This window comes from Pseudomonas haemolytica (assembly GCF_009659625.1).
Taxonomy (GTDB): Bacteria; Pseudomonadota; Gammaproteobacteria; order Pseudomonadales; family Pseudomonadaceae; genus Aquipseudomonas; species Aquipseudomonas haemolytica.
On record NZ_VOIW01000005.1, the window covers coordinates 392,716 to 413,954 of the forward strand.

A 21,239-nucleotide genomic window follows, 5' to 3' on the forward strand; every position below is an offset into this window, starting at 1 on the left:
CTCCAGGAGTGGGGGTCAGAACACGTGGACCAGACGCAACAACGCCTCGGTCCCGGCATAGCCATTGGAGGCCGCGACGTTCTGCGAAAGGCTGACCATCAATTGGTTCTGCGGGTCGAGCCAGTGCCCGAGTTCGAAGCCGACCTGGGTGTAGCGCTTGTGGGTGTCGTCAATGCGGCGATTATTGATGCGCAGCGCACCGCCGTCGGCCTGGATCAGGCGCAGTGCCCCGTACGTGGCGGCGCTGAAGTCATAAGAGGCAAAGGCTTGCAGGCGATACAGCGGAGCTTGCTTGAGTTCACTGCCAAAGTAGTCGCCATTGCTGGCATAGAGCTGGGCTTCGAGGTTGGCTTCGAGCACCCATTTTTCGCCGATGCCCTGGGTATAGTTGTAAACAAAGGTGGCACCCCAGCGATTGGCACCGGGGGACACATCCGGCTTTTGACTGTGGTATTCGCCCACCGGTACGGTGATCAGGCTTAGCAGGCCACTGTAGGTGCGCGAGGCCGGATCATTGATGAAAAACACCGTGCCGCCTACCTGTGGGTCGCCCATGCCACGTTCGCGGCTACGTTGTTCGGCGCCGGGCAAGCGCGCGGTGATGTCGGCAAAGGGCAAGATGAATTGCGGCGTACACAAAGTGCCGCAGGCATCGGTGAAATACACCTGGCGGTAGGCCACAGCGTTGACCTTCAGATCGGCCTTGCCGGTGCTGTCAGCCGGGCCATGAAAATCCCCGGCACGGGTGGCGGGCAGGTAAAGCACACCCAGGCTGGTGCCCGGTGGGGCGCCAAAAAAGTCCCGGGCGTTGAGGTCGGCAGCCTGGCTGTCGAGGCTGAGCAGGGTGCCGCCGAGCAGCACCGTCAGTTTACATAGGCGTGTGCGAGTCATAGTGAGGCGTCTCTTGTAATAGGCAGCCAAAAACTGGGCAACAGCAGCCCGTGACCGTGAAAACGATCGGGGCAGAACCGCGAGATCAGGGGCGGGATCAGTCGGGCGGGGCGTGTACCAGGTGCGCTATGCGCGCCTTGTCCTTGACCCCGAGCTTGGTGTAGATGGCGCGAAGATGATGGCGCACGGTATTGGGCGAGAGGCCAAGGTCGCGGGCCACCTCTTTATAGGTTTTGCCCTCGCCAAACCCTTGGGCCACGTCGTTCTCCCGTGGGCTGAGCTGGGGCAGGGTGCGGTTGATGCGCGCCGCCAACAGCCATTGGTCGCCCACTGCCGAGGCCTGGATCTGGATGTGTTTGCCCTCATGGCCGCGCTCATCGAGGGGCACCGGCAGGGTGGGGCCGTTCCAGCGTGGCCATTCACTGAGCAGCAAATCGATAAAGCCGCGCTCGGCGCATTGCAAGACGCCTCGCGGGTCACACACCGCCAGGGCCAGACTGCGCGGGCTGGTGAGGGTTTCACGCATGGCCACCAAGGTGCGAATCTGGTTCGCCGAGACCGCCGCCACCAGGTGCAGCATCAGGTTGTTGAGTAACAGGCAGTCATGGGCGCTGAACCGGGGCGCACCGGGTTTGCGGTACAGCGTCAGGTGGTCGCTGAGGTGGGTTTGCGGGTCGATATGGATCACGCACAACAATTCGCCCAAGCCGTGGCGTTGCCCCAGCCAATTCAAGGCGCTGCCGTTGTCGGGGTCGCGCATGTCGACGATCACCGCCTGGCCTGGCGTTGCATGTACACGGCCGACGGTCACGTCCAGATGGCGGATCGACTGCCAGTCCGCTAGATAGCCAGGCGGCAAATGGTAGAGGCAACTGCTGTGCTCTTGCGGCAGGCCCTCGATCACCGCGGAGCGTCCCCACCAGGCGCTGTCGAATGCGAGCAACTGGCTGAGGCGCGCCAGGGCAGGGTGTTGAAAATGTTCGATTTCCTGGTGCTGGGCAAGGCGTTGCAGATCCAGGGTCAACGTGCTGAAGGCTTGCAACAGGCCCGGGGGATCAAGGTGGCTCATGGGTATTCCTCTGTGGGACTTTTTTGTTGTTTTCGTCACAGGGTGAAGGCCGGAACCTTGGGTTGAGGTGGCAGGGCCTGGGTTGAGTATCAACGCAGCCCGGCCTGATCGCCATCGTTCAGATGCAGGATGGCGCCGGTTCAATTGTGGGAAAACGCCGGGCTCGTCAGGCTGGCGACTTTGCCTCTACACTGGCCGGCCACTTGTCTTTCATAGGATGAAACGCAATGCACACACCTGAACCCCATATCGTGATCCAGCGCTTTACCGAGGCCCACCTCGAGGGCGTCGCCGCGCTCTACAACGAACCGGCCGTCTGCCGTCAGGTGCTGCAAATGCCTTTCCAGTCAGTTGAAGCCTGGCGCAAACGCTTGGTCATGGATAACGAGCGGCGCCTGCAACTGGTGGCGGTGCATGGAGGAGAGGTAATTGGTCAACTGGGACTGGAGCAGTACCTGCGCGTACGCCAGAGCCACGTCGGTTCGTTCGGCATGGGCGTGGCGACCGCCTGGCAAGGCAAGGGCGTAGGCTCGCGGCTGTTGACGGCCGCGCTGGATGTGGCCGACAACTGGATGAACCTGCACCGTGTAGAACTGACGGTCTACGCCGACAACGAAGCCGCACATAACCTGTATCGCAAGTTCGGCTTCGAAGTGGAAGGGCGGTTGCGCGATTACGCCCTGCGCGATGGTGTGTTCGTCGACACCTTGAGCATGGCGCGCCTGCGCAAGTCAGTTTAATCCGCTAGAGCAAACGCCACCGCAGCCTGCGCATGCAGCGCGGTGGTGTCCAGCAAGGGCAGCTCGCTGTGTTCGGGCTGGATCAGCAGGCAGATTTCCGTGCAGCCCAGGATGATCGCCTGGGCGCCGCGTGCGGCGAGCGTCTGGATCACCCGCTGGTATACCTGGCGAGAGGCGTCGCTGATGAGCCCCACGCACAACTCCTCATAGATGATTCGGTGCACATCCCTGCGCTCGTCCGCGTCAGGCACCAGCACGGTCAGGCCCTGGGCGGCGAGGCGGGATTTAAGGAAGTCCTGTTCCATGGTGAACGCGGTACCGAGCAAGCCCACCGTCAAGGTGCCCGCCTCAAGGGCCGCGGCTGCCGTAGCATCCGCAATATGCAGGAAGGGAATCGAAACTGCCGCCTCAATCCGCGGCGCCACAAGGTGCATGGTGTTGGTACACAGCACCACGCACTCGGCGCCACCCGCCTGCAAACGGCGCGCGGCGTCTTCCAGGATCAGCGCGGCATCGTCCCAGCGCCCGGCATGCTGGGCCTGTTCCACCGGGCCGAAATCCACGCTGTACAGCAAGACTTGCGCCGAGCGCAGCGGACCGAGCTGGTCGCGCACGCGCTGGTTGATGAGGCGGTAATACTCGGCGCTGGACTCCCAGCTCATGCCGCCGATAAGGCCGATGGTGCGCATGCGATGCTCCGGAAAAGGGAATGTCGCTTCACCTTACCCATCGAAGCTTGATTAGTCATACGCAGTTGCCAGCCAAATCACCGGAGCAGTTCAAACAACGTTGATTACCCGCTCCGGCTTCGCGTTCTGTTGAGACAGCTTCAGATATTTCCCACACCCTGGACTGTTAATTTTCGAATACCGTCAGGCGCTTAAAAAACTGACTCAAGAGCATCAACATGCCACCTGCCCATCGCGAAGGCGATCCTGGAACCCGCCACAACGGTGATTTACCGCCGACACCGCTCATCATTCCCGAGATCCGGCTTCCTTTCGCCAGTTCGCCCCCGCGCTGCGACAGTGAGCGGTTGCGCGCCCATGCGCTCGCTTGGGCACAGCGCTATGGCTTGATCGGCCGCCGCGGTGCGCATCGGTTGAGCACCACCACGCTGCTCGACCTGGGAATGGCGTTGTGTGGCAGGGCACCCACGCCCCGAGCCGAGATTCTGGTGTGCTGGTATCTCTGGGCGCTCACGCTTGATGACCGCATCGATGATGGTCCCTGGGCGGAAAACGGTGCGTTGGACCGTTTCATCACCGCCGTGCAGGCTTTGACAGAGAACGCCGAGGCTGACCCGTCAGGTGAAACCGGCCGATTTGATGACCCTATGCTCGTCGTGCTGGCCGATGATCTGTGGCCCCAGACCCAGTGTTGGGGCGACGACCGTTGGCGGCATAGGCTCGTGGGGCATCTGATCCAACATTTGCGCGCACAGGCGACGCTGGTACGGCTGCGGGAAACCGGCGCGGCACTCACGCTGGACGAGTATCTGCCGTTGCGTCGGGATTCGTTCGGCGCACTGTTCTTCTTTGATCTGATTGATGGGGCCGAAACCCTTGACCCGTACGCGCATCCGGCGAACACCCAATGGTGGAATACGCTGCGTGAACACGGCGCCGATATCATCGCCTGGACCAACGATATCCATTCGATTGCCAAAGATGTGGTGTGTGGTGAGCGCTTCAACCTGGTGTCGATCCTGGCAGACACCGCTGGCACAGACTGGCCTGGCGCAATTGAATCCGCCCACCAGATGGTCAACACGGCGGTTGCGCAGTTCACTGCGGTCGCTGCCCAGCAAGCTGATCATCGGCCATGCGCAGCACCTGACCCGGACCGGCTGCGTCAGGTTGTCCGTGCGGCTGGCGACTGGCATCGCAGCGTTTCTCGCTATCACCTGCATGCCGCCGACTCTGCGGCTCAGGGCGACCGGCAAGTGGACCTCGCACTTACCCCGCCGACCCTGAAGTCCCGGCAGTTTGAAATCGACCCTTACCCCTTGTATGAGCGTTTACGTACCACACTGCCGATCGTGTATGACGAGCCCACTGATGTGTGGCTGGTCAGCCGGCATGTGGATGTAAAGGCGGCATTGACCCATCCCGGGGCGAGCAACAATAACTACACCTGGCAGATTGGACCGCTGCTGGGGCACACGATTGTCACCATGGACGGGTGCGAACATGCACAGCACCGCGCGTTGCTCAGCCCTGCGTTTCGCAGCAAGGCGCTCGTAGCCCTTGAAGCATCGATCATTTCAGTGACCACAGACCTGCTGGCGCAGATGCGCGGCCGACCTCAGGTAGACCTCATTGCCGATTTCACCGCTGCCCTGCCGGTGCGGGTGATGGCTCGTGCGCTGGGTCTCCCGGCTGAGACCTGCGAGGAAGTGGAGCAGCTAAAGCGTTGGTGTGCCATCGGCTTCGCTTACATGGGCAACTATCGACAGGATCCGGCACTGTTGACCGGTGGGTTATCCAATCGAGACAGTTTCTACGATTTCATTCAGCCACACATCGACGCTCGCCGGGCCGAGCCCGCAGACGATTTGATCTCGCTGCTCCTGGCGGCAAGCATTGACGGTCAACCGTTGTCCGAGACGTTCGTGAGATCCTACTGCGCGATCCTGATGACTGCAGGCAGCGAGACCAGTCACGGCGCCCTGGCGAACCTCATTGCCAACCTGTTGAACGAGGCTGGCGTCAAAGAGGCGGTGATGGCTGATCCAGAGCTGATGGACGCTGCGCTCGCCGAAACCCTGCGACGCAATCCGCCATTGCAACTCGTCCTGCGGGAGGCCCGTGAACCGCTGCTACTGCCGTCAGGGACGATTCCCGCTGGCGCGACCCTGGCCTGTCTGATCGGTTCGGCCAACCGTGATCCGGACCAGTTCAGCGACCCGGACACCTTCAATATGTCGCGCACCGACCAGGCGACCAGCCATTTCGCCTTCGGCGCAGGGCGTCACTTCTGCCTGGGATCGATGCTGGCACGCATGGAGATCACCATTGGCGCGCGCATGCTGCTACAGACCTTTCCAAACGTGCGCTGGGCACCTGGATTCACGCCCACCGAACGTGGGTTCCTCAACCGCTGCCCTGATCGACTGGAGGTCGTACTGTGACCACTACTGACACTGCCCAAGCGTCGGGCTACACCAGCAGCTATCTCGCCGACCAGCACGCAGGCCAATTGGAACGCTTGCGCACTCTTGAGCGGGCCTTCGACCCGTTGAGCCACGCGGTTTTTGATCAGCTGGAGCTTGCCGGCAAGCCTGCCATCCTCGATCTTGGCGCCGGTGCCGGATCGCTCGCCGCCTGGCTGGGCAAGCGATACCCCGATGCGACTGTCACCGCCACCGACATCGACACACGATTCCTGACCAATATCCCCGGTATTCGGGTGATGACCCATAACGTCGCTACCGATGATTTTCCGGCTGCCTCCTTTGACGTGGTGCACGCTCGAGCACTGCTGTGCCACCTCACCGAACGTGAGGACATATTGACGCGAGCCGCCACCTGGGTCCGTCCGGGTGGCTGGCTGGTGATCGAGGACGTCAGCCTGCAACCGAGCTTGAACACCGCGAACCCGTTGTTCCGAAAAATCGCCCAGGCCGGAATCACTCTCCTGGAGCGGTCCATTGGTTCCGACATGCTCTGGGCCGATACGCTCCCCGGCCGCTTGCGTGATCGGGGGTTCTCCAATGTGGGGCATCGCACCCTCGAAGGCCGAATCGGCGACAACAGCCCAGCCGACATCTTCTGGGCTGCGACCACCGCACAGGCAGGGCCAGCGCTGCTCAAACTCGGGTTGCTGACCCAGGACGACCTGGATGCCATGGCCAGCCTGCGTGCCGACCCAGCGTTCACGGCCGCAGCCTTGACATTAGTCAGTGCGTGGGGACAAGTCCTCTAACTTGGGCAGAAAGACGCAGCGTCACATTGGCAGCCCGACAAACACTCTGAGCGGGGAGGGCGCGCGTCATTCACCGATGGGAATACCAAATGAGCAATGATGTAGTGTTAGTTGACGTACACGATGTGCAGATCGGTGTCTGTGATAAACGCGATGCACACCTGGGCGCGGGGCAGCTCCATCGTGCATTTTCGGTGCACTTGATCGACAGCCACGGGCGTCATCTGCTTCAGCGGCGTGCCGCAGGTAAAATGCTTTGGCCAGGTTTCTGGTCGAATGCGTGCTGCAGTCATCCGGCACCTGGCGAAACTATCCTGGATGCCGCGTCTCGTCGCTTGCGCGAAGAACTGGGCGTGCAGGCCTCCTGCCGCTTTCTGTATAGCTTTGAGTACCATGCCAGCTATGGTTCGATCGGGGCAGAACACGAACTCTGTCATGTGTTGGTTGCCCAGTCTGATGCTGAGGTATCACTGGCGGCTGAAGAAGTCAGCGAGATCCAATGGCAGACTCGGGCCGAGGTATCAGCCCAGCTTTCAGAATTGCAAGCGCACTTCACGCCCTGGTTTCGGATGGAGTGGCAGCACCTTCTTTCGCAGTACCCTTCGTTCGATACACCTGCATTACGGGCCTAGGGGGCGTTTAGTCATACACCAGGCGGCCGCATCTGCCATGATCACGCTTCGCAACCTGGCTCACCCAAGGAACTCCACAATGGACGATGTACAGCAACTGGGCGAGATGCTTCGTCATTACGCCGACAGCGAAGCGCACAAGAAACAGCAGTTTGACCTGCAATCGGCCCGTTGGGCGCAAAAACTCAGCGAATTGTTCCAGCAGATAGAGCAGTGGCTGGAACCCGTCAATACCGTGGGCCTGCTGACCGTCCAGCGTGAGGTTTACATCGCCAGCGGCCCGAGCGTGCCGGCAGAAAGTTCGCCTTTCAAGAGCGAAAAGCTGACCGTTCATATCACCGGTAAAAGCGTGGAGTTCGTGCCGGACGTCATGGGCGCCGGTGGTTCGATTTCGGTGTCGGTGATGGGGCTCACCGCTGCCCGCCATGGCAGTGTGTCGCTGGTGCTGCCGGCAGACAAGAATGACTGGCTGTGGAAGAAAACCAATGGCCTTAAAGACCCCGACACCTATAGTTTCGACGCCAACTTCCTGGCCTCCCAGTTGCAGAGCCTGATACCCCGCGAACGTCTCTGACGCCCCAAGGCACGCCGGAGCGGAACAATGAGGTGAAATTCCCAGAGTTGGCTATACCTAAAGCTCACGCTTACGATGAAGGTCGCCAGGGAGTTCAACAATGAAACTAAGGCTAATGATCAGCACGGTGTGCATCGCTTCGATCGGCATTGCCGGTTGCGCAAGCCAAGTCACGCCACCGGATGAATATTCAGGTTTCCTTTCCGACTATAGCCAGCTCAAGGAAGCCAAGTCGCCTTCAGGGGTCGAGGTCATGCGCTGGGTCGATCCGCAACTGGACCTGCGCCGTTACAACGCGGTGTACATCGAACCTACGCAGTTCTACCCCAAGCCCCAAGCCACCAGCAAAATTCCGGACAGTACCCTGCGTGGCATCAACGACTACTACAACCAGGCGCTCAAGCGTGAACTGACCAAGTCGATGCCCTTGGCCAACGCTCCCGGCCCCGGCGTGATTGTGGTGCGTGCCGCGATTACTGCCGTGAGCAGCAAGACCGAAAGCCTCAAGCCATACGAATACGTTCCCGTCGCATTGGTCGCGGCAGCCGTGAGTACCGGCGCCGGTATCCGCGACCAGGAAACCACCTTGGGCACCGAGGCGCAGTTCCTCGATGGTGCCAATAACAAAGTCATTGCCCAGGTGGTGCGCAGGGGCACCGGTAAGCCGTTGAAGAACGACACCCAGGTGATGAAGGCCGACGATGTGAAAAGCGTCATTGATGGCTGGGCTTCAGACTTGCATCAGTCTTTCGCGAAGCTGAAAAAACATTGAGTCGCCGCCGGCGCGGCGGGTTGTCAGCCGCCGCGCCTTCAAGCCATGCAAGGGTTACTTTAACGGCGTCAACGGCGGCAGATTCCATTGACCGTTACCCACTTCAGGCTTGGGCAGGTAGATCCGCAGTACCGCGTAAAACGGGCCGGGCGGGGCCGGCAGCCAGTTGCTCTGCGCAGCTTTAGGGGGCTCGTGGTGCTGCAACGCCAGGGTCAAGCCGCCATCGGCGTCGCGCTTCAGGCTCGCCAGCATCAGCGAGTTGATCAGGTAGCGCTTCTTGTGGTTGGGCACCAGCAGTTTGGTCTTGGCGTCATACAGGGTCAGCGACCAGAACGCTTCGGCCGGTGGCAACTGGTCCTTGGCGAAATGCACGGTGTAGCTATGACGTGCACCGTTAGCCGGCTTGCCTTCGCTGTCGATGAGGTAGGTCAGGTACGCGGCTTCATCGCTGGAGTTTCCGAAAATGCCCATTTCGGCGCCGGCGTAGCGGTACAGGTAGTTGTTTTTCAGGCGGTCGCGACTGCCATACAAGTCATTGCGGGGCACCTGGTGGGTGTCGACCTTGTCCTTCTTGAACGCGGCGAATTCAGCCCGGCCATCGGCGATACCTTCTTCCAGGGCCTTGCGCTGCTCGGCGGTCAACTGGTTGACCTTGAACGGCGCGCCCGGGGCGATACCGATCTTGGCAAAGCGCGCCAGCTGTTCCTTCTCACTGTCCTGGGGGGCGGCGAAGGCCAGCATGAAGTTCAGGTAGCGAAACAGTTGTGGGCCTTCGGTCATCGTCGCCATCGGCTTGGGCCATTCGATCTTCGGCAACTTGGCCGGCGCAGGCTGCTTCACGTAACTGCTCAGGGGCTGCACTTTGTAGCCGGCCTGGATCTGCTTGACCTTGCCCAGGTCCTTGTCATCGAACAGCTGTGTGCGGTACAGCGCGTAGGCGATATTGCTTTCGCTGTAGACCACGCGGTCGATGTCCACCGGTTGCTGACCTTTCCAGTCAGGCCCGGCGACCATGTAGTGGCCACCGTTGTTGCCGGTGCTGCGGGTGCCCAGGTAGGCGAAGTTCTGGGTATAGAGGTCAATCAACTGCACCGAGTAGTAGCGGTTGTCGTCGATCTTGGGCAGGGTCAATACCAGAGGCTCTTTGCGCAGGTCCATCCACACGAACGAATAGGGGGTGTCGGCGTTCGGGCTCGCGACCGCCGTGTCCTTGGGGGTGAACACCTGGGCGGTGTTGCCTATATGGTTGAACGGCGCCTTGAAGTTGGCACCGCCTTTATCAACGGCCTGGGTGTAGAGCGTCTTGTACATCTGCACCACAGGGAAGCCATACAGGTAGGCTTCCTTGGCGATGGCCCGGGCTTCACTGGGGCTGGCGGTGAAGTCGGCCCAGGCGCCGGTACTCATGAATATCGAGAGGCTCGCCAACAGCAGGCGCGTCGGTTTTCCAATCATGTTGTTGCGTCCTTCCTGATGTCTATCTAAGAGCGTGGCGTGAAGGCGCTGAGTTTCCAGTTTTATTTGCCGAACGTCACGTTAATCCCTGCAACAACGTGAACTGAGGCAAGCCGTAGCCTTCAAGCGCACCGCGTTGACAGGATCAGGCTGGCAGCATGGCTTTGACTTTGTCACGCAGTTGGTCGATGGAGAATGGCTTGGCGATTACCTGCATGCCGGCCGGCACATCGATATTTTCAGCATAGCCACTGGCAAACAGGATGGGCAGGGTGGGGCGCAGTTCGCGCACTTTGGTCGCCAACGCCTTGCCGTCCATGTCCGGGAGGCCGACGTCGGTCATCATCAAGTCAATTACCTGATTGGTAGATTTCACGAAGGCGAGTGCCTCGCCAGCGTCAGCCGCTTCAAGCACCTGGAACTCCAACTCTTCGAGCACATCGACGATCAACATGCGCACGATGGCGTCGTCTTCGACTACAAGGATGGTGGAGGGCGAGTGCGACATAGGGAACGTTCCTGAAAAATGGTGAGGGTAGGGTGATCGAAAGACACTTTACCAGTGAGTCGCGCGCGCCCAGGCAAGTTCCCTCGGAGTGCTATTGTGCGTACTGCTGCGCGTAAAGTCTCTTGCTGAAGCACAGCTGCATTGCCTTTCGCTGAAAAAGGCGCGCCAATGGCTCGCAGGCCCATTGGCGCGCCGGGCGTGCGTTACAACGTTGCGTCTAACAGCCCTTTATAAACGCTATTCACCGTGCTCATATCACCAGCGCTGAACTCGCTGACCTCGTAATGACGGACGCGATTGACGCTATACGAGTTTAAGGTCTGGGCAATTCCGCCACTGTTCAGTGCTTTTTCCATGCCCTCTTGCATCGATTTCAAGGTTGTGAACTTGACCATCCCGGAATTAGGTTCGTAGAAGAACCATTCTGTCTTGCCCGCTTCAACTTTTATTCCAGCAATCATTCCATGGTCTTTTGTCGCAATCCTCAGGGTTTTCGACGTTGTCGAATTGGTCAGGTCGTCAATGATATTTTGATAACTTTCCTGCTTGAAAGGCTTGCCCATGTGGAAACTGGATCGTTGACCAACGACCCGCTGAAAGTTTTCCAACTCATCAATAAATTCGGCTGCGATTGAATCTGTCGGGTTTCTCGCGGCCCTGTAGAGGTTTTGCATCAATAAGTCTTCTTTGCCGGTCATGATGGCCAGGGCCATGAGATTGGACAAGGCTGCGCACTCGCCCCTTGACGTCAAGTCCACGTGAGCCAGGTAATCGACCTGGGATACGGGGGTGACGCGCACACCTGGGGCATGTACATCATTGTAAAGAACCTTGGAAATGTACTGGGCCTCGAAAATTTTTCGATCCTTGATCTCCCTCGTCAAAGTGCCCATTTGTTCAGGCGTCAGGTGCCTTTGCAGCGCAATTTGTTTTAAATTCTCGGCATCAAGATGGGGGCTATACCCCGGAATGCTATGCACAGCCCCCTGAGTGAGGCCCCGCTGGTAATCAGCCACACTCGCTTGGGCGCGATCAAGGATTGCGCGAAAAGCTGCGTCATGAGTACCTTGTCCCGGCCGTACTAATAACGGCGCACCAATGGGAGTGAAATGCTTGATCGGCGAACCATATACTTTGTTGTTGGCCGGATTGTAGTGGTACCACTGATCGTTCTTGAGTACAGCGACCGTGTCGAAGCTGCTATTTCCGGATTTATAGGTGCCGAGTAACGCGGTTCCATGTTCTTTGCTGACCGCCTTGAGCACATCATAGCTACCCGTAGCGCCCCGTACGGTATTAATGGCTTTGGCGCCGTTGTTGGCAAGAAATTGAATACCTTTGCCCGCCTGCCGCGCACCGCCCACCGCCAAGTCACCCAGCCCTCCCAACGGATTGAGCGTACTGAATGTCGCCATGCCGATGGCTCTGGCCGCCTTTAACCCCTTGGCCACACGGGATGCTGCGGTACCGGCAATCTTGGCGATCTTTCCGGCCGTCGCGGCCCCCGCGGTCACGAAGCCAAACAGGTCCAGGCCGAGATCGAAGATGCCTTCGCCGATATTGCCCGCACGGAAATTCTGGATCGCAGAGCGAAAAGGCACCAGATCGAGCAGGAACTCTTGAACGACCTCGGCCCTGTCTTGATTGTTGTCGGCAGTGGTCTGGCCGCGTGCTTGCTGCTTGATGGCATTGTTATCAAGATTGATGTGTTCGACGAACGCTTTCGCGATGAGCCCGACGCGGGGTGATGCGAAGGCATCCGTTGGCGACCCATCAGGTGGTGTCTGCGCCTGTTCTTTCAGGGCCTCGGCCCCGGCAGGCTTGAACTCCTTTATTTCGTATACACGGTTGGCGACCCGGTGCGAACGAAGTTTTGCCGTTCCCGTCGGGACTTCGTCGATACGCCCTTCGTTGAAGTTGATTCTGTACTCTGTCTCTACGCCGTCACGTTCAATCTTGACCAGCAATTCTTCGCCTATGGGATTAGCTGTCGTGCCGTAGAGCTCCAAACCAAGTGTCTTGGAGTGTTCTTGATAAAAAGTAATTTTGCCAAATTCAAAGTTCTTCAGATGCTCCCCGGTCAGTTGGGAGATCATGTGTTTTATATAGGTTTCGGTCCCCTGTTTCTTTTCCTCGATTACGCTTTTGAATTCTGATTCGAACGCCTCGGGCACGCCAAAGCGCGGATTGGCGATCAACTTCTCCACGGGGATACGCTTATCTTTCGAGGTAAACACCAGGTCTGGCCCGGGCAGGTCCATCATGGCGATGTCCAGCAGTGAATGCGGGCCTACCTCCACGGTTCGATACCCGGTTATATGCCCGTGAACGTTGCGTTCTGCACGACTGACGTGAATCAGCTTCTCTTCAAACAGCGCTTCCAGTCCGGGAAAGCGTTCTTTGCAGACGGCTCGCGCCATCTCTTTGCGCGATGGGATGTCCTTTTCAAGTGCCTCTGCGGCGACCGCCATTTCTGCTTTGCGCGCGTTAAAGGTGGTCACCAAGGTGTTCAGGTCGTCGGCGGTATACAAGTGATCGTCTTTTTTGCCCAGCACGCCATGAACCACCCCCCAATCGATCAACGCCTCACGCTGCGCGGTTTCGGTCACGAGGGGGTCGGCCAGGCTTGCGCTCTCGGCCTCCAGCATGACCTGGGCAAACGTCATATTGGGTAATTTCCCGGGTGTGCGGGCCTCTATCGTCGCCGCAGCCACCGCCAGGTTGACCCAGGCAGGGCTGCCGTAGGTCACGCTGGCGGGAATGTCCTTGATCAGAAACGCTGGCGCGCGGCTTGCCAATAACAGGTGGGCGCCCACTTTGGCCATTTCCGGGCTGGTTTTGCCCTTGTCGCTCAACCATTGGGCCAGGCCATCCACGACCGCGGACAGGGGTTTACCCCAGTGCTTGTCGCTGGCCAGATCGAAGCCGGCGATCTGGTTGCGATGAGGGGCGGTGATCGATTCCGGGTCCAACTGCAATGCAATCCCAGCCAGCAGGTAGTCCGTTACGCTGCTGTCATTGGCGATCCCCTGCATTCTCTGTTGCAGGTCTTGACCCATCAGTTGTGCCTGCGGGGTACTGATCAGCGCTTCCAAGGTTTTGGCAGGGTCATCCTGAGGTTGCGCCCCAAGGGGTTGCTGATAACGCAGGAACTCCAGCACACCGCCTTTGGTTTGCATCACCAGCGGCTTATCCCCCAAGGCGTGCTCGTGATTCAGGGTAATAGCACGCAAGCGCTGTTGTTCGTCCGCATTCAAGGGCACGGGCCAGGAAAGTGCGCCCCCCAAGTCACCCAACGGGTGCTCCATACTCTTGTTGATCACCGCGCGGGCGAGGCCAGAGAGGTGGAAATGGCTGCTGGGCAACGGCAGTTCCAGGAAGGTTTCGATGAAGGTTTCCAGCGTCACACTGGCACCCGCTTGCTCTGCGTATGAAGACGCCGAATGAATATCCATCGGTGTGCTGGCCAGCGCCGCCAGTACCGCCTGGGGCGAGGCGTCGTTGCCAAGCTTTGTTGCAAGCTGGTTGAGCGTTTGCCCGAGTGATTTCAAGTTTTCTTTGTCAGCTAATTGTGCAGCCAGGTCGGCTTTTCGCGGCGGCGTTGGTGTTGTGGGTGGCGGGCTATCGGCTGGGCTTTCTTCAGCCCGCAGTAACGGTTGCGGTGCTGCCGGTTCAGGGAATAGCGCGACAGCGAAGGCGTGAGGAGAGGCGCTTTGCGTGATATTCAACATAAGAGGTTTGACCTTTGAGGATAGGAAATGCGTCCTCCTGATGGAGCCTCCCTGTCCCGAGACGCCCTTTTGGGTGGGAGCCCAGAGCCCTCAAGTTCCGAAAGATCCTACTACGCAGTGTGTGAAAAAAAGTCAATGAGCGGATGTGAAAAGCCTGATGCCACTGCGACCTTTTTTGTTCGAGCGAGGTGTTTCTTCGTCGTGGTTGACCGCATAAAAATAGCGTTCGAGCGCCACTTTGGGGCAAACTCCCGGTTTTTCCGTACTTGGCCAAGGCATGCCCATGACTCCCGCGTCGTCCGTCGATGAAAAGAGCTTTCGTACCCTGCTGAGCCGCAACGTGGCCCTGCCTTTGGGCGTGGGCGTGCTCAGCGCGGTGTTTTTCGTTTGCCTGATTACCTATTTACTGTCGGTGATCCAGTGGGTGGAGCACACCGATCGGGTCATCAATAACCTGAATGAATCGTCCAAGCTGACGGTGGACCTGGAAACCGGCATGCGCGGGTTTCTGATCACCGGCGACGAGCATTTCCTCGACCCCTATGAAGTGGCCAAGCCGCGGATCATTGCCGACCTGCGCAATTTGCAGGATCTGGTGGCGGACAACCCCCAGCAGGTCGACCGCCTCAAACGCCTGGAAGCCCTGCAGGTCGAGTGGAACAAGTACGCCCAGTCGATGATTGAGATGCAGCGCGAAAGCGGCGACTACCGCAGCGCCGTCAAGGCTGGCCGTGGCAAGCGCCTGACCGACGAGATCCGCAAGGAATACGATGACGCGGTGGCGATGGAACAGCAGTTCCGCATCACCCGTAACGAGGAGGTCACCCGCACGACGGTGATCAGCGTCACCCTGTACTTGGCGTTCGTACTGGGGCTGAGTGGTTTTCTTGCGTACGTAGGCAGGAAGAATTTACTTTCACTGTCAAATAGTTACAGCGCAAACCTCGCGTCGCAACAGAAGATAGCGCGACGCCTGGAACAGCAAGCCTGGCTGCGTAATGGCCAGACCGAATTGGCCGAACAAGTTCTCGGCCAACTGACCCTGAACTTGCTGGGGCGCAATATTCTGCAGTTCTTCGCCCAGTACATGGGCTCGGCTGTCGCGGCACTGTACGTACGCGAAGAACACGGCGGCCTCAAGCGCGTGGCCACCTATGGCTTCTCCCGTGAGCAGGAGCAGCGGGAACAGTCGATCTACAGTGACGAAGGTATCGTTGGGCAGGCCGCCCAACTGGATCGCCTGATTCGGCTGGACGACGTGCCAGTGGATTACTTCAAGGTCAGCTCCGGCCTGGGCGAAGGGGCTACCCGCAGCGTGCTGGTGATGCCGACCAGCGACGACGACCGTGTCAACGGCGTGATCGAACTGGGTTTCCTGCGCCCGTTGGAAGAGCGCGACGTGGAGTTGGTGGAGCTGATCGCCGGCAATGTCGGCACTTCCATCGAAGCTGCCCGTTATCGCCAGCGTTTGCAGGAAGTGCTGGCCGAGACCCAGCAGCTCAACGAAGAGCTGCAAGTGCAGCAGGAAGAACTCAAGACCGCCAACGAAGAGCTGGAAGAGCAGTCGCGCATTCTGAAGGAGTCCCAGGCCCACCTGGAAACCCAGCAGGCCGAACTCGAGCAAACCAACGAACAATTGGCCGCACAGACCCAGACCCTGGCCGAGCAGCGCGACGCCATGGACCGCAAGAACGTCGAGCTGAACCAGGCCCAACTCCAGTTGGAAGATCGCGCCGATGAGTTGCAACGGTCCAGCAAATACAAGTCCGAATTCCTCGCCAACATGTCCCATGAGCTGCGCACGCCGCTCAACAGCTCGTTGATCCTGGCCAAGTTGCTGGCAGAAAACCCCCAGGAAAACCTCAGCGCCGAGCAGGTCAAGTTTGCCGAGTCGATCTATTCGGCCGGCAATGACTTGCTCAACCTGATCAACGACATCCTGGACATTTCCAAGGTCGAAGCCGGCAAGTTGGAAGTGCGCCCGGAGAATTCCAGTGTGGTGCGCCTGGTGGACGGCCTGCGCGGCATGTTCGAACCGCTGGCGGCGGATCGCAAGCTGGGCTTCCAGGTGGACGTGCAGGAGGGCGCACCGACCTTGCTGTTTACCGACCGCCAGCGCCTGGAGCAGATTCTCAAGAACCTGTTGTCCAACGCGATCAAATTCACCGAGCAGGGCGAGGTCAGCCTGACGGTGTCCCGTGCGCCAGGGGAGGGCATTGCCTTCACCGTGCGCGACTCCGGCATCGGTATCGCTGCGGACCAGCAGGAAAGCATCTTCGAAGCCTTCCGCCAGGCCGATGGCACCACCAATCGCCGTTACGGCGGCACTGGCCTGGGGCTGTCGATTTCCCGCGACCTGGCTGCCTTGCTGGGCGGTTACATCAGCGTGACCAGCGAGCCCGGCAAGGGCAGCATTTTCACTCTGGTGTTGCCGGAGCAGTATGTGGAGCGTGAGGAAGACGCCACACCTGTCGAGCAGCCGCGCCAAGCCATCGTTGTACCGGCCCCCGCGCCCGTAAGAATTTCCCCGCTACCAGTCGCCGACACCCAGCAGATTCCACGTTTTGCCGATGACCGCGAAAAAGCCCCGTTCACCACCCGTTGCATCCTGGTGGTGGAAGACGAGCCGAATTTTGCGCGCATCCTGTTCGACCTGGCCCATGAGCTGGGCTACCACTGCCTGGTGGCCCACGGTGCCGACGAAGGCTATAGCCTGGCCGAGGAATACATCCCGGACGCGATCCTGCTGGATATGCGCCTGCCGGACCATTCCGGGCTGACCGTGCTGCAGCGTCTCAAGGAGCACGCCAACACCCGCCATATCCCCGTGCACGTGATTTCCGTGGAAGACCGCGTCGAAGCCGCCATGCACATGGGGGCTATTGGCTATGCGGTCAAGCCCACCACTCGCGAAGAGCTCAAGGACGTGTTCGCCCGCCTGGAAGCCAAGCTGACCCAGAAGGTCAAGCGCGTGTTGCTGGTGGAAGACGATGACCTGCAACGCGACAGCATTGCCCGCCTGATCGGCGACGATGACATCGAGATCACCGCCGTAGGTTTCGCCCAGGAGGCCCTGGACCTGCTGCGTACTCACATCTATGACTGCATGATCATCGACCTCAAGCTGCCGGACATGCTCGGCAACGAGCTGCTCAAGCGCATGGCTACCGAAGATATCTGCTCGTTCCCGCCGGTAATCGTCTACACCGGGCGCAACCTGACCCGCGATGAAGAGGCCGAACTGCGCAAGTATTCGCGCTCGATCATCATCAAGGGCGCCCGCTCACCCGAGCGCCTGCTGGACGAGGTCACACTGTTTCTGCACAAAGTCGAATCCCAGCTGTCCCATGACCGCCAGAAGATGCTCAAGACTGCCCGCAGCCGCGACAAAGTCTTCGAGGGACGCAAGATCCTGCTGGTGGACGACGACGTACGCAATATCTTCGCCCTGACCAGCGCCCTGGAGCACAAGGGCGCCGTGGTGGTGATCGGGCGTAACGGCCGCGAAGCCATCGACAAACTCAATGAAGTCGACGATATCGACCTGGTGCTGATGGACGTGATGATGCCGGAGATGGACGGTTACGAAGCCACCGCGTTGATCCGCCAGGACCCACGCTGGAAGAAACTGCCCATCATTGCAGTGACGGCCAAGGCCATGAAGGACGATCAGGAGCGTTGCCTGGCGGCAGGTTCCAACGATTACCTGGCCAAGCCGATTGATCTGGACCGTCTGTTCTCGCTGATTCGTGTATGGCTACCCAAGATGGAACGCATTTAAGTGGAGCAGTGTTTTTTGGACAAAAGCAGCGACATTGAGCTGCGCCTGTTGATCGAGGCGATTTACCTCAAGTACAGCTATGACTTTCGCGACTACTCTGGCGCGTCGGTCAAACGGCGGGTGGCTCACGCCTTGCGCCAGTTCGACTGCGCGACCATTTCTGCACTGCAGGAGCGTGTACTGCACGATCCGGCAGCGTTCATGCAGTTGCTGCAATTCTTGACGATCCCGGTGAGCGAGATGTTCCGCGACCCGTCGCACTTCCTGGCAATCCGCCAGGAAGTCGTGCCGCTGCTCAAGACCTACCCGTCGATCAAGATCTGGATCGCCGGCTGCAGCACGGGCGAGGAGGTGTACTCCATGGCCATCCTGCTGCGCGAAGAAGGGCTGCTGGAGCGCACTATCATCTATGCCACGGACATCAACCCGGCGTCGCTGGATAAAGCCAAGCAGGGCATTTTTTCCCTGGAGAATGTGCGCGCCTACACCGCCAATTATCAGCAGGCCGGCGGGCAACGTTCATTTGCCGATTACTACACTGCGGCTTACGATTACGCGATCTTCGACAAGACCCTGCGTGAGAACGTGACCTTTGCCGATCACAGCCTGGCGACCGATAGTGTATTCTCAGAAACTCAGTTAATTTCCTGTCGTAACGTGTTGATTTATTTCAATAAAAAATTGCAAGATCGTGCGTTCGGATTGTTCCATGAGTCGCTTTGCCATCGCGGCTTCCTGGTACTGGGCAGCAAGGAAACCCTGGATTTCTCCGCCTATAGCAAGCAATTCGAACCCTTGGTCAAACAGGAACGGATCTACCGAAAATCATGAGTGATGCGCCACACCCCCCGGTTCGCGGGATTGAAGCCATCGTCGTCGGCGCCTCCGCCGGCGGCGTGGAGGCGTTGCTGAGTATTTTCGGCCTGCTGCCAGACACCTTCAGCCTGCCGATCATTGCCGTGCTGCACCTGCCGGATGAGCGTCGCAGCCAGCTGGCGGAAGTCTTTGCGCGACGCCTGAACATTCCGGTCAAGGAAGCCCGGGACAAAGAGGCGGTGGAGGCGGGCACCTTGTACTTTGCCGGGCCCGGTTATCACCTGTCGGTGGAGCACGACCGCAGCCTGTCCCTGAGCCAGGAAGATCGGGTGCATCACTCCCGGCCGGCCATCGACTACCTGTTCGCCTCGGCCGCCGACGTCTATGGGCAACGCCTGCTGGCGATTCTGTTGACCGGCGCCAACCAGGACGGCGCGCGCGGGCTGGCCCACGTCAAGCAATCAGGCGGCACCACCGTTGTGCAGGACCCCCAGGAGGCGCGGATTGCCGTAATGCCCCTGGCTGCCCTGGCGCTACACACACCTGACCATATTCTTTCCTTGAGCCGTATTGGCTCATTGCTGGCTTCCCTGGAACCTTTCCCATGTTAAGTACTGTCCAAGCCAAACTGCTGATCGTCGACGATCTGCCGGAAAACCTGCTGGCCCTCGAAGCGCTGATCAAGCGCGAGGATCGCCAGGTGTTCAAGGCATTGAGTGCCGACGAGGCGTTGTCCCTGTTGCTGGAACACGAATTCGCCATGGCCATCCTCGACGTGCAGATGCCCGGCATGAACGGTTTCGAGCTGGCCGAGTTGATGCGCGGCACTGAAAAGACCAAGAACATCCCGATTGTGTTCGTCAGCGCCGCCGGCCGCGAACTCAACTACGCCTTCAAGGGCTATGAAAGCGGCGCCGTGGACTTCCTGCACAAGCCGCTGGATATCCACGCGGTCAAGAGCAAGGTCAATGTGTTCGTTGACCTGTATCGCCAAAGCAAGGCGATGAAGCTGCAAGTGGAAGAGCTGGAGCGCAGCCGCCGCGAGCAGGAACTGTTGTTGACGCGCCTGCAGGCCACCCAGGCCGAATTGGAGCAGGCGGTGCGCATGCGTGACGACTTCATGTCGATTGTCGCCCATGAGGTGCGTACACCGCTTAACGGGCTGATCCTGGAGACCCAGCTGCGCAAAATGCACCTGGCCCGGGACAATGCCGCAGCGTTCACCCTGGACAAGATGCACGCCATGGTCGACCGCGATGAGCGCCAGATCCAGAGCCTGATCCGCCTGATCGAAGACATGCTCGACGTGTCGCGTATCCGCACCGGCAAGCTGTCGATTCGACCGGCACGCTTTGACCTGGCGCAACTGGTGCGCAACCTGGTGCAGAACTTCGCGCCGCAGGTGGCGGCCGCCGAGTCTTCCATGCAATTGCAGGCCGAAGACGTGGTGGAGGGCAATTGGGATGAATTCCGCATCGAGCAGGTGATTACCAACCTGCTGACTAATGCCCTGCGCTACGGAGCCAAGAGCCCGGTGGAGGTACGGGTGTACACCGAGCACGGCGAAGCACGGGTAGAGGTGCGCGACCATGGCATCGGTATCAGCGAGGAAAACCAGAAGCGCATTTTCCAGCAGTTCGAGCGGGTTTCCGCCAGCCACGTGGCAGCGGGTCTGGGCCTGGGTTTATTTATTTCCGAGCAGATCGTTGCAGCCCACGGCGGCACCATCGAGGTCGAGAGCCAGATAGGCGAGGGCGCCTTGTTTCGCGTGTGCCTGCCCCTTGAGGCGGCCGAGTGAAATCAATCGTCACCTCGACGCAACCTCTGCGTGACCCCATGGTCGTAACTGCAGCAACTGACCGGACAAAGGCTTCCCATGAGTGAAGATGCACAAGATGTCGTACTGATCGTCGAGGACGACGAATCCATTATGTTTGTGCTGGGTGAGTACCTGGCAGGCTTGGGCTACCGGGTCCTGAAGGCGATCGACGGGGAGCAGGCCTTCGAAATCCTCGCGACCAAGCCGCACCTGGACCTGATGGTCACCGACTATCGCCTGCCGGGTGGTATCTCTGGGGTGCAGATCGCAGAACCCGCGATCAAATTGCGCCCGGAATTGAAAGTGATCTTTATCAGCGGCTACCCGCAGGAAATTCTCGACTGCAACAGCCCGATCACGCGTAACGCGCCGATCCTGGCCAAGCCGTTTGACCTGGATACGCTGCAGGAGCATATCCAGCGATTGTTGGCGTGATGCCATTGAGACTCAGACGGTGCGCGTAAGCATTACATAACTGCCAGGTTCTTCTCGGAACACCGAAAAGAACCTTATCTTTTAATCTA

Annotated in this window: 17 protein-coding genes; 11 read left to right on the forward strand and 6 right to left on the reverse strand. The window is 59.4% G+C overall.

Annotated elements, in window-relative coordinates; genetic code table 11:
* Nucleotides 1-15: 15 nt before the first annotated feature.
* Together FRT59_RS18445 and FRT59_RS18450 are read right to left on the reverse strand one after the other, a co-directional pair.
* Entirely contained in the window at nucleotides 16-891 is an 876-nt protein-coding gene (locus tag FRT59_RS18445; protein WP_153871950.1) for a transporter, read from the reverse strand.
* A 97-nt stretch (nucleotides 892-988) separates the two neighbouring features.
* Entirely contained in the window at nucleotides 989-1,960 is a 972-nt protein-coding gene (locus tag FRT59_RS18450) for a helix-turn-helix transcriptional regulator (protein ID WP_153871951.1), read from the reverse strand.
* A gap of 227 nt (nucleotides 1,961-2,187) precedes the next feature.
* On the opposite strand from FRT59_RS18450, the gene FRT59_RS18455 reads away from it, so the two are divergent.
* Nucleotides 2,188-2,700: a GNAT family N-acetyltransferase gene (locus FRT59_RS18455; RefSeq protein WP_153871952.1), complete on the forward strand. Its 513-nt coding sequence runs from the start codon at nucleotides 2,188-2,190 to the stop codon at nucleotides 2,698-2,700.
* On the opposite strand, the gene FRT59_RS18460 is transcribed toward FRT59_RS18455, so the two are convergent.
* On the reverse strand, nucleotides 2,697-3,389 hold the full coding sequence (locus tag FRT59_RS18460) for an aspartate/glutamate racemase family protein (protein WP_153871953.1): 693 nt from the start codon (nucleotides 3,387-3,389) through the stop codon (nucleotides 2,697-2,699). The genes FRT59_RS18455 and FRT59_RS18460 overlap by 4 nt on opposite strands.
* 218 nt (nucleotides 3,390-3,607) lie before the next feature.
* Here FRT59_RS18460 and FRT59_RS18465 point away from each other — a divergent pair, with 218 nt between their 5' ends.
* From FRT59_RS18465 to FRT59_RS18485, 5 genes are all read left to right on the forward strand, one after another.
* Entirely contained in the window at nucleotides 3,608-5,833 is a 2,226-nt protein-coding gene (locus FRT59_RS18465; protein WP_153871954.1) for a cytochrome P450, read from the forward strand.
* Nucleotides 5,830-6,627, forward strand: a complete 798-nt coding sequence (locus tag FRT59_RS18470; RefSeq protein WP_198809739.1) for a class I SAM-dependent methyltransferase — start codon at nucleotides 5,830-5,832, stop codon at nucleotides 6,625-6,627. Before FRT59_RS18465 ends, FRT59_RS18470 begins: the two co-directional genes overlap by 4 nt.
* 89 nt (nucleotides 6,628-6,716) lie before the next feature.
* On the forward strand, nucleotides 6,717-7,259 hold the full coding sequence (gene idi / locus FRT59_RS18475) for an isopentenyl-diphosphate Delta-isomerase (protein ID WP_080752978.1): 543 nt from the start codon (nucleotides 6,717-6,719) through the stop codon (nucleotides 7,257-7,259).
* 79 nt (nucleotides 7,260-7,338) lie between these two features.
* Nucleotides 7,339-7,833: a hypothetical protein gene (locus tag FRT59_RS18480; protein ID WP_153871955.1), complete on the forward strand. Its 495-nt coding sequence runs from the start codon at nucleotides 7,339-7,341 to the stop codon at nucleotides 7,831-7,833.
* Nucleotides 7,834-7,933: 100 nt separating this feature from the next.
* Nucleotides 7,934-8,605, forward strand: a complete 672-nt coding sequence (locus FRT59_RS18485; RefSeq protein WP_034119615.1) for a DUF3313 domain-containing protein — start codon at nucleotides 7,934-7,936, stop codon at nucleotides 8,603-8,605.
* A 54-nt stretch (nucleotides 8,606-8,659) separates the two neighbouring features.
* Here the strand turns inward: FRT59_RS18485 and FRT59_RS18490 are convergent, their stop codons facing one another.
* The 3 genes from FRT59_RS18490 to FRT59_RS18500 all read right to left on the reverse strand — a co-directional run bounded on the left by FRT59_RS18490 (nucleotide 8,660) and on the right by FRT59_RS18500 (nucleotide 14,299).
* Nucleotides 8,660-10,060: a DUF1254 domain-containing protein gene (locus FRT59_RS18490; RefSeq protein WP_153871956.1), complete on the reverse strand. Its 1,401-nt coding sequence runs from the start codon at nucleotides 10,058-10,060 to the stop codon at nucleotides 8,660-8,662.
* A gap of 145 nt (nucleotides 10,061-10,205) precedes the next feature.
* Nucleotides 10,206-10,568, reverse strand: a complete 363-nt coding sequence (locus tag FRT59_RS18495) for a response regulator (protein WP_153871957.1) — start codon at nucleotides 10,566-10,568, stop codon at nucleotides 10,206-10,208.
* A 203-nt stretch (nucleotides 10,569-10,771) separates the two neighbouring features.
* Nucleotides 10,772-14,299: a hypothetical protein gene (locus FRT59_RS18500; protein ID WP_153871958.1), complete on the reverse strand. Its 3,528-nt coding sequence runs from the start codon at nucleotides 14,297-14,299 to the stop codon at nucleotides 10,772-10,774.
* A 283-nt stretch (nucleotides 14,300-14,582) separates the two neighbouring features.
* On the opposite strand from FRT59_RS18500, the gene FRT59_RS18505 reads away from it, so the two are divergent.
* From FRT59_RS18505 to FRT59_RS18525, 5 genes are all read left to right on the forward strand, one after another.
* Nucleotides 14,583-18,080 (forward strand): response regulator, encoded by a 3,498-nt coding sequence (locus FRT59_RS18505; protein ID WP_153871959.1) that lies wholly within the window; start codon nucleotides 14,583-14,585, stop codon nucleotides 18,078-18,080.
* Nucleotides 18,081-18,911, forward strand: coding sequence for a CheR family methyltransferase (locus FRT59_RS18510; RefSeq protein WP_019817062.1), 831 nt, complete (start codon nucleotides 18,081-18,083; stop codon nucleotides 18,909-18,911).
* The gene (locus tag FRT59_RS18515; protein ID WP_034119611.1) at nucleotides 18,908-19,507 is read left to right on the forward strand and encodes a chemotaxis protein CheB; all 600 of its coding nucleotides are present in this window, start codon (nucleotides 18,908-18,910) and stop codon (nucleotides 19,505-19,507) included. Before FRT59_RS18510 ends, FRT59_RS18515 begins: the two co-directional genes overlap by 4 nt.
* Nucleotides 19,501-20,694 carry a hybrid sensor histidine kinase/response regulator gene (locus FRT59_RS18520; RefSeq protein WP_153871960.1) on the forward strand — a complete coding sequence of 398 codons (1,194 nt, stop codon included), beginning with the start codon at nucleotides 19,501-19,503 and terminating at the stop codon, nucleotides 20,692-20,694. Before FRT59_RS18515 ends, FRT59_RS18520 begins: the two co-directional genes overlap by 7 nt.
* Before the next feature lie 78 nt (nucleotides 20,695-20,772).
* Nucleotides 20,773-21,150, forward strand: coding sequence for a response regulator (locus FRT59_RS18525; RefSeq protein ID WP_003217591.1), 378 nt, complete (start codon nucleotides 20,773-20,775; stop codon nucleotides 21,148-21,150).
* Nucleotides 21,151-21,239 lie beyond the last annotated feature (89 nt).

Excerpts from the sequence above, each read along its gene's own strand:
- FRT59_RS18445 (WP_153871950.1), bottom strand. The coding sequence starts at position 891 with ATGACTCGCACACGCCTATGTAAACTGACGGTGCTGCTCGGCGGCACC.
- FRT59_RS18450 (WP_153871951.1), bottom strand. The coding sequence starts at position 1,960 with ATGAGCCACCTTGATCCCCCGGGCCTGTTGCAAGCCTTCAGCACGTTG.
- FRT59_RS18455 (WP_153871952.1), top strand. The coding sequence starts at position 2,188 with ATGCACACACCTGAACCCCATATCGTGATCCAGCGCTTTACCGAGGCC.
- FRT59_RS18460 (WP_153871953.1), bottom strand. The coding sequence starts at position 3,389 with ATGCGCACCATCGGCCTTATCGGCGGCATGAGCTGGGAGTCCAGCGCC.
- FRT59_RS18465 (WP_153871954.1), top strand. The coding sequence starts at position 3,608 with ATGCCACCTGCCCATCGCGAAGGCGATCCTGGAACCCGCCACAACGGT.
- idi (WP_080752978.1), top strand. The coding sequence starts at position 6,717 with ATGAGCAATGATGTAGTGTTAGTTGACGTACACGATGTGCAGATCGGT.
- FRT59_RS18480 (WP_153871955.1), top strand. The coding sequence starts at position 7,339 with ATGGACGATGTACAGCAACTGGGCGAGATGCTTCGTCATTACGCCGAC.
- FRT59_RS18485 (WP_034119615.1), top strand. The coding sequence starts at position 7,934 with ATGAAACTAAGGCTAATGATCAGCACGGTGTGCATCGCTTCGATCGGC.
- FRT59_RS18490 (WP_153871956.1), bottom strand. The coding sequence starts at position 10,060 with ATGATTGGAAAACCGACGCGCCTGCTGTTGGCGAGCCTCTCGATATTC.
- FRT59_RS18495 (WP_153871957.1), bottom strand. The coding sequence starts at position 10,568 with ATGTCGCACTCGCCCTCCACCATCCTTGTAGTCGAAGACGACGCCATC.
- FRT59_RS18500 (WP_153871958.1), bottom strand. The coding sequence starts at position 14,299 with ATGTTGAATATCACGCAAAGCGCCTCTCCTCACGCCTTCGCTGTCGCG.
- FRT59_RS18505 (WP_153871959.1), top strand. The coding sequence starts at position 14,583 with ATGACTCCCGCGTCGTCCGTCGATGAAAAGAGCTTTCGTACCCTGCTG.
- FRT59_RS18515 (WP_034119611.1), top strand. The coding sequence starts at position 18,908 with ATGAGTGATGCGCCACACCCCCCGGTTCGCGGGATTGAAGCCATCGTC.
- FRT59_RS18520 (WP_153871960.1), top strand. The coding sequence starts at position 19,501 with ATGTTAAGTACTGTCCAAGCCAAACTGCTGATCGTCGACGATCTGCCG.
- FRT59_RS18525 (WP_003217591.1), top strand. The coding sequence starts at position 20,773 with ATGAGTGAAGATGCACAAGATGTCGTACTGATCGTCGAGGACGACGAA.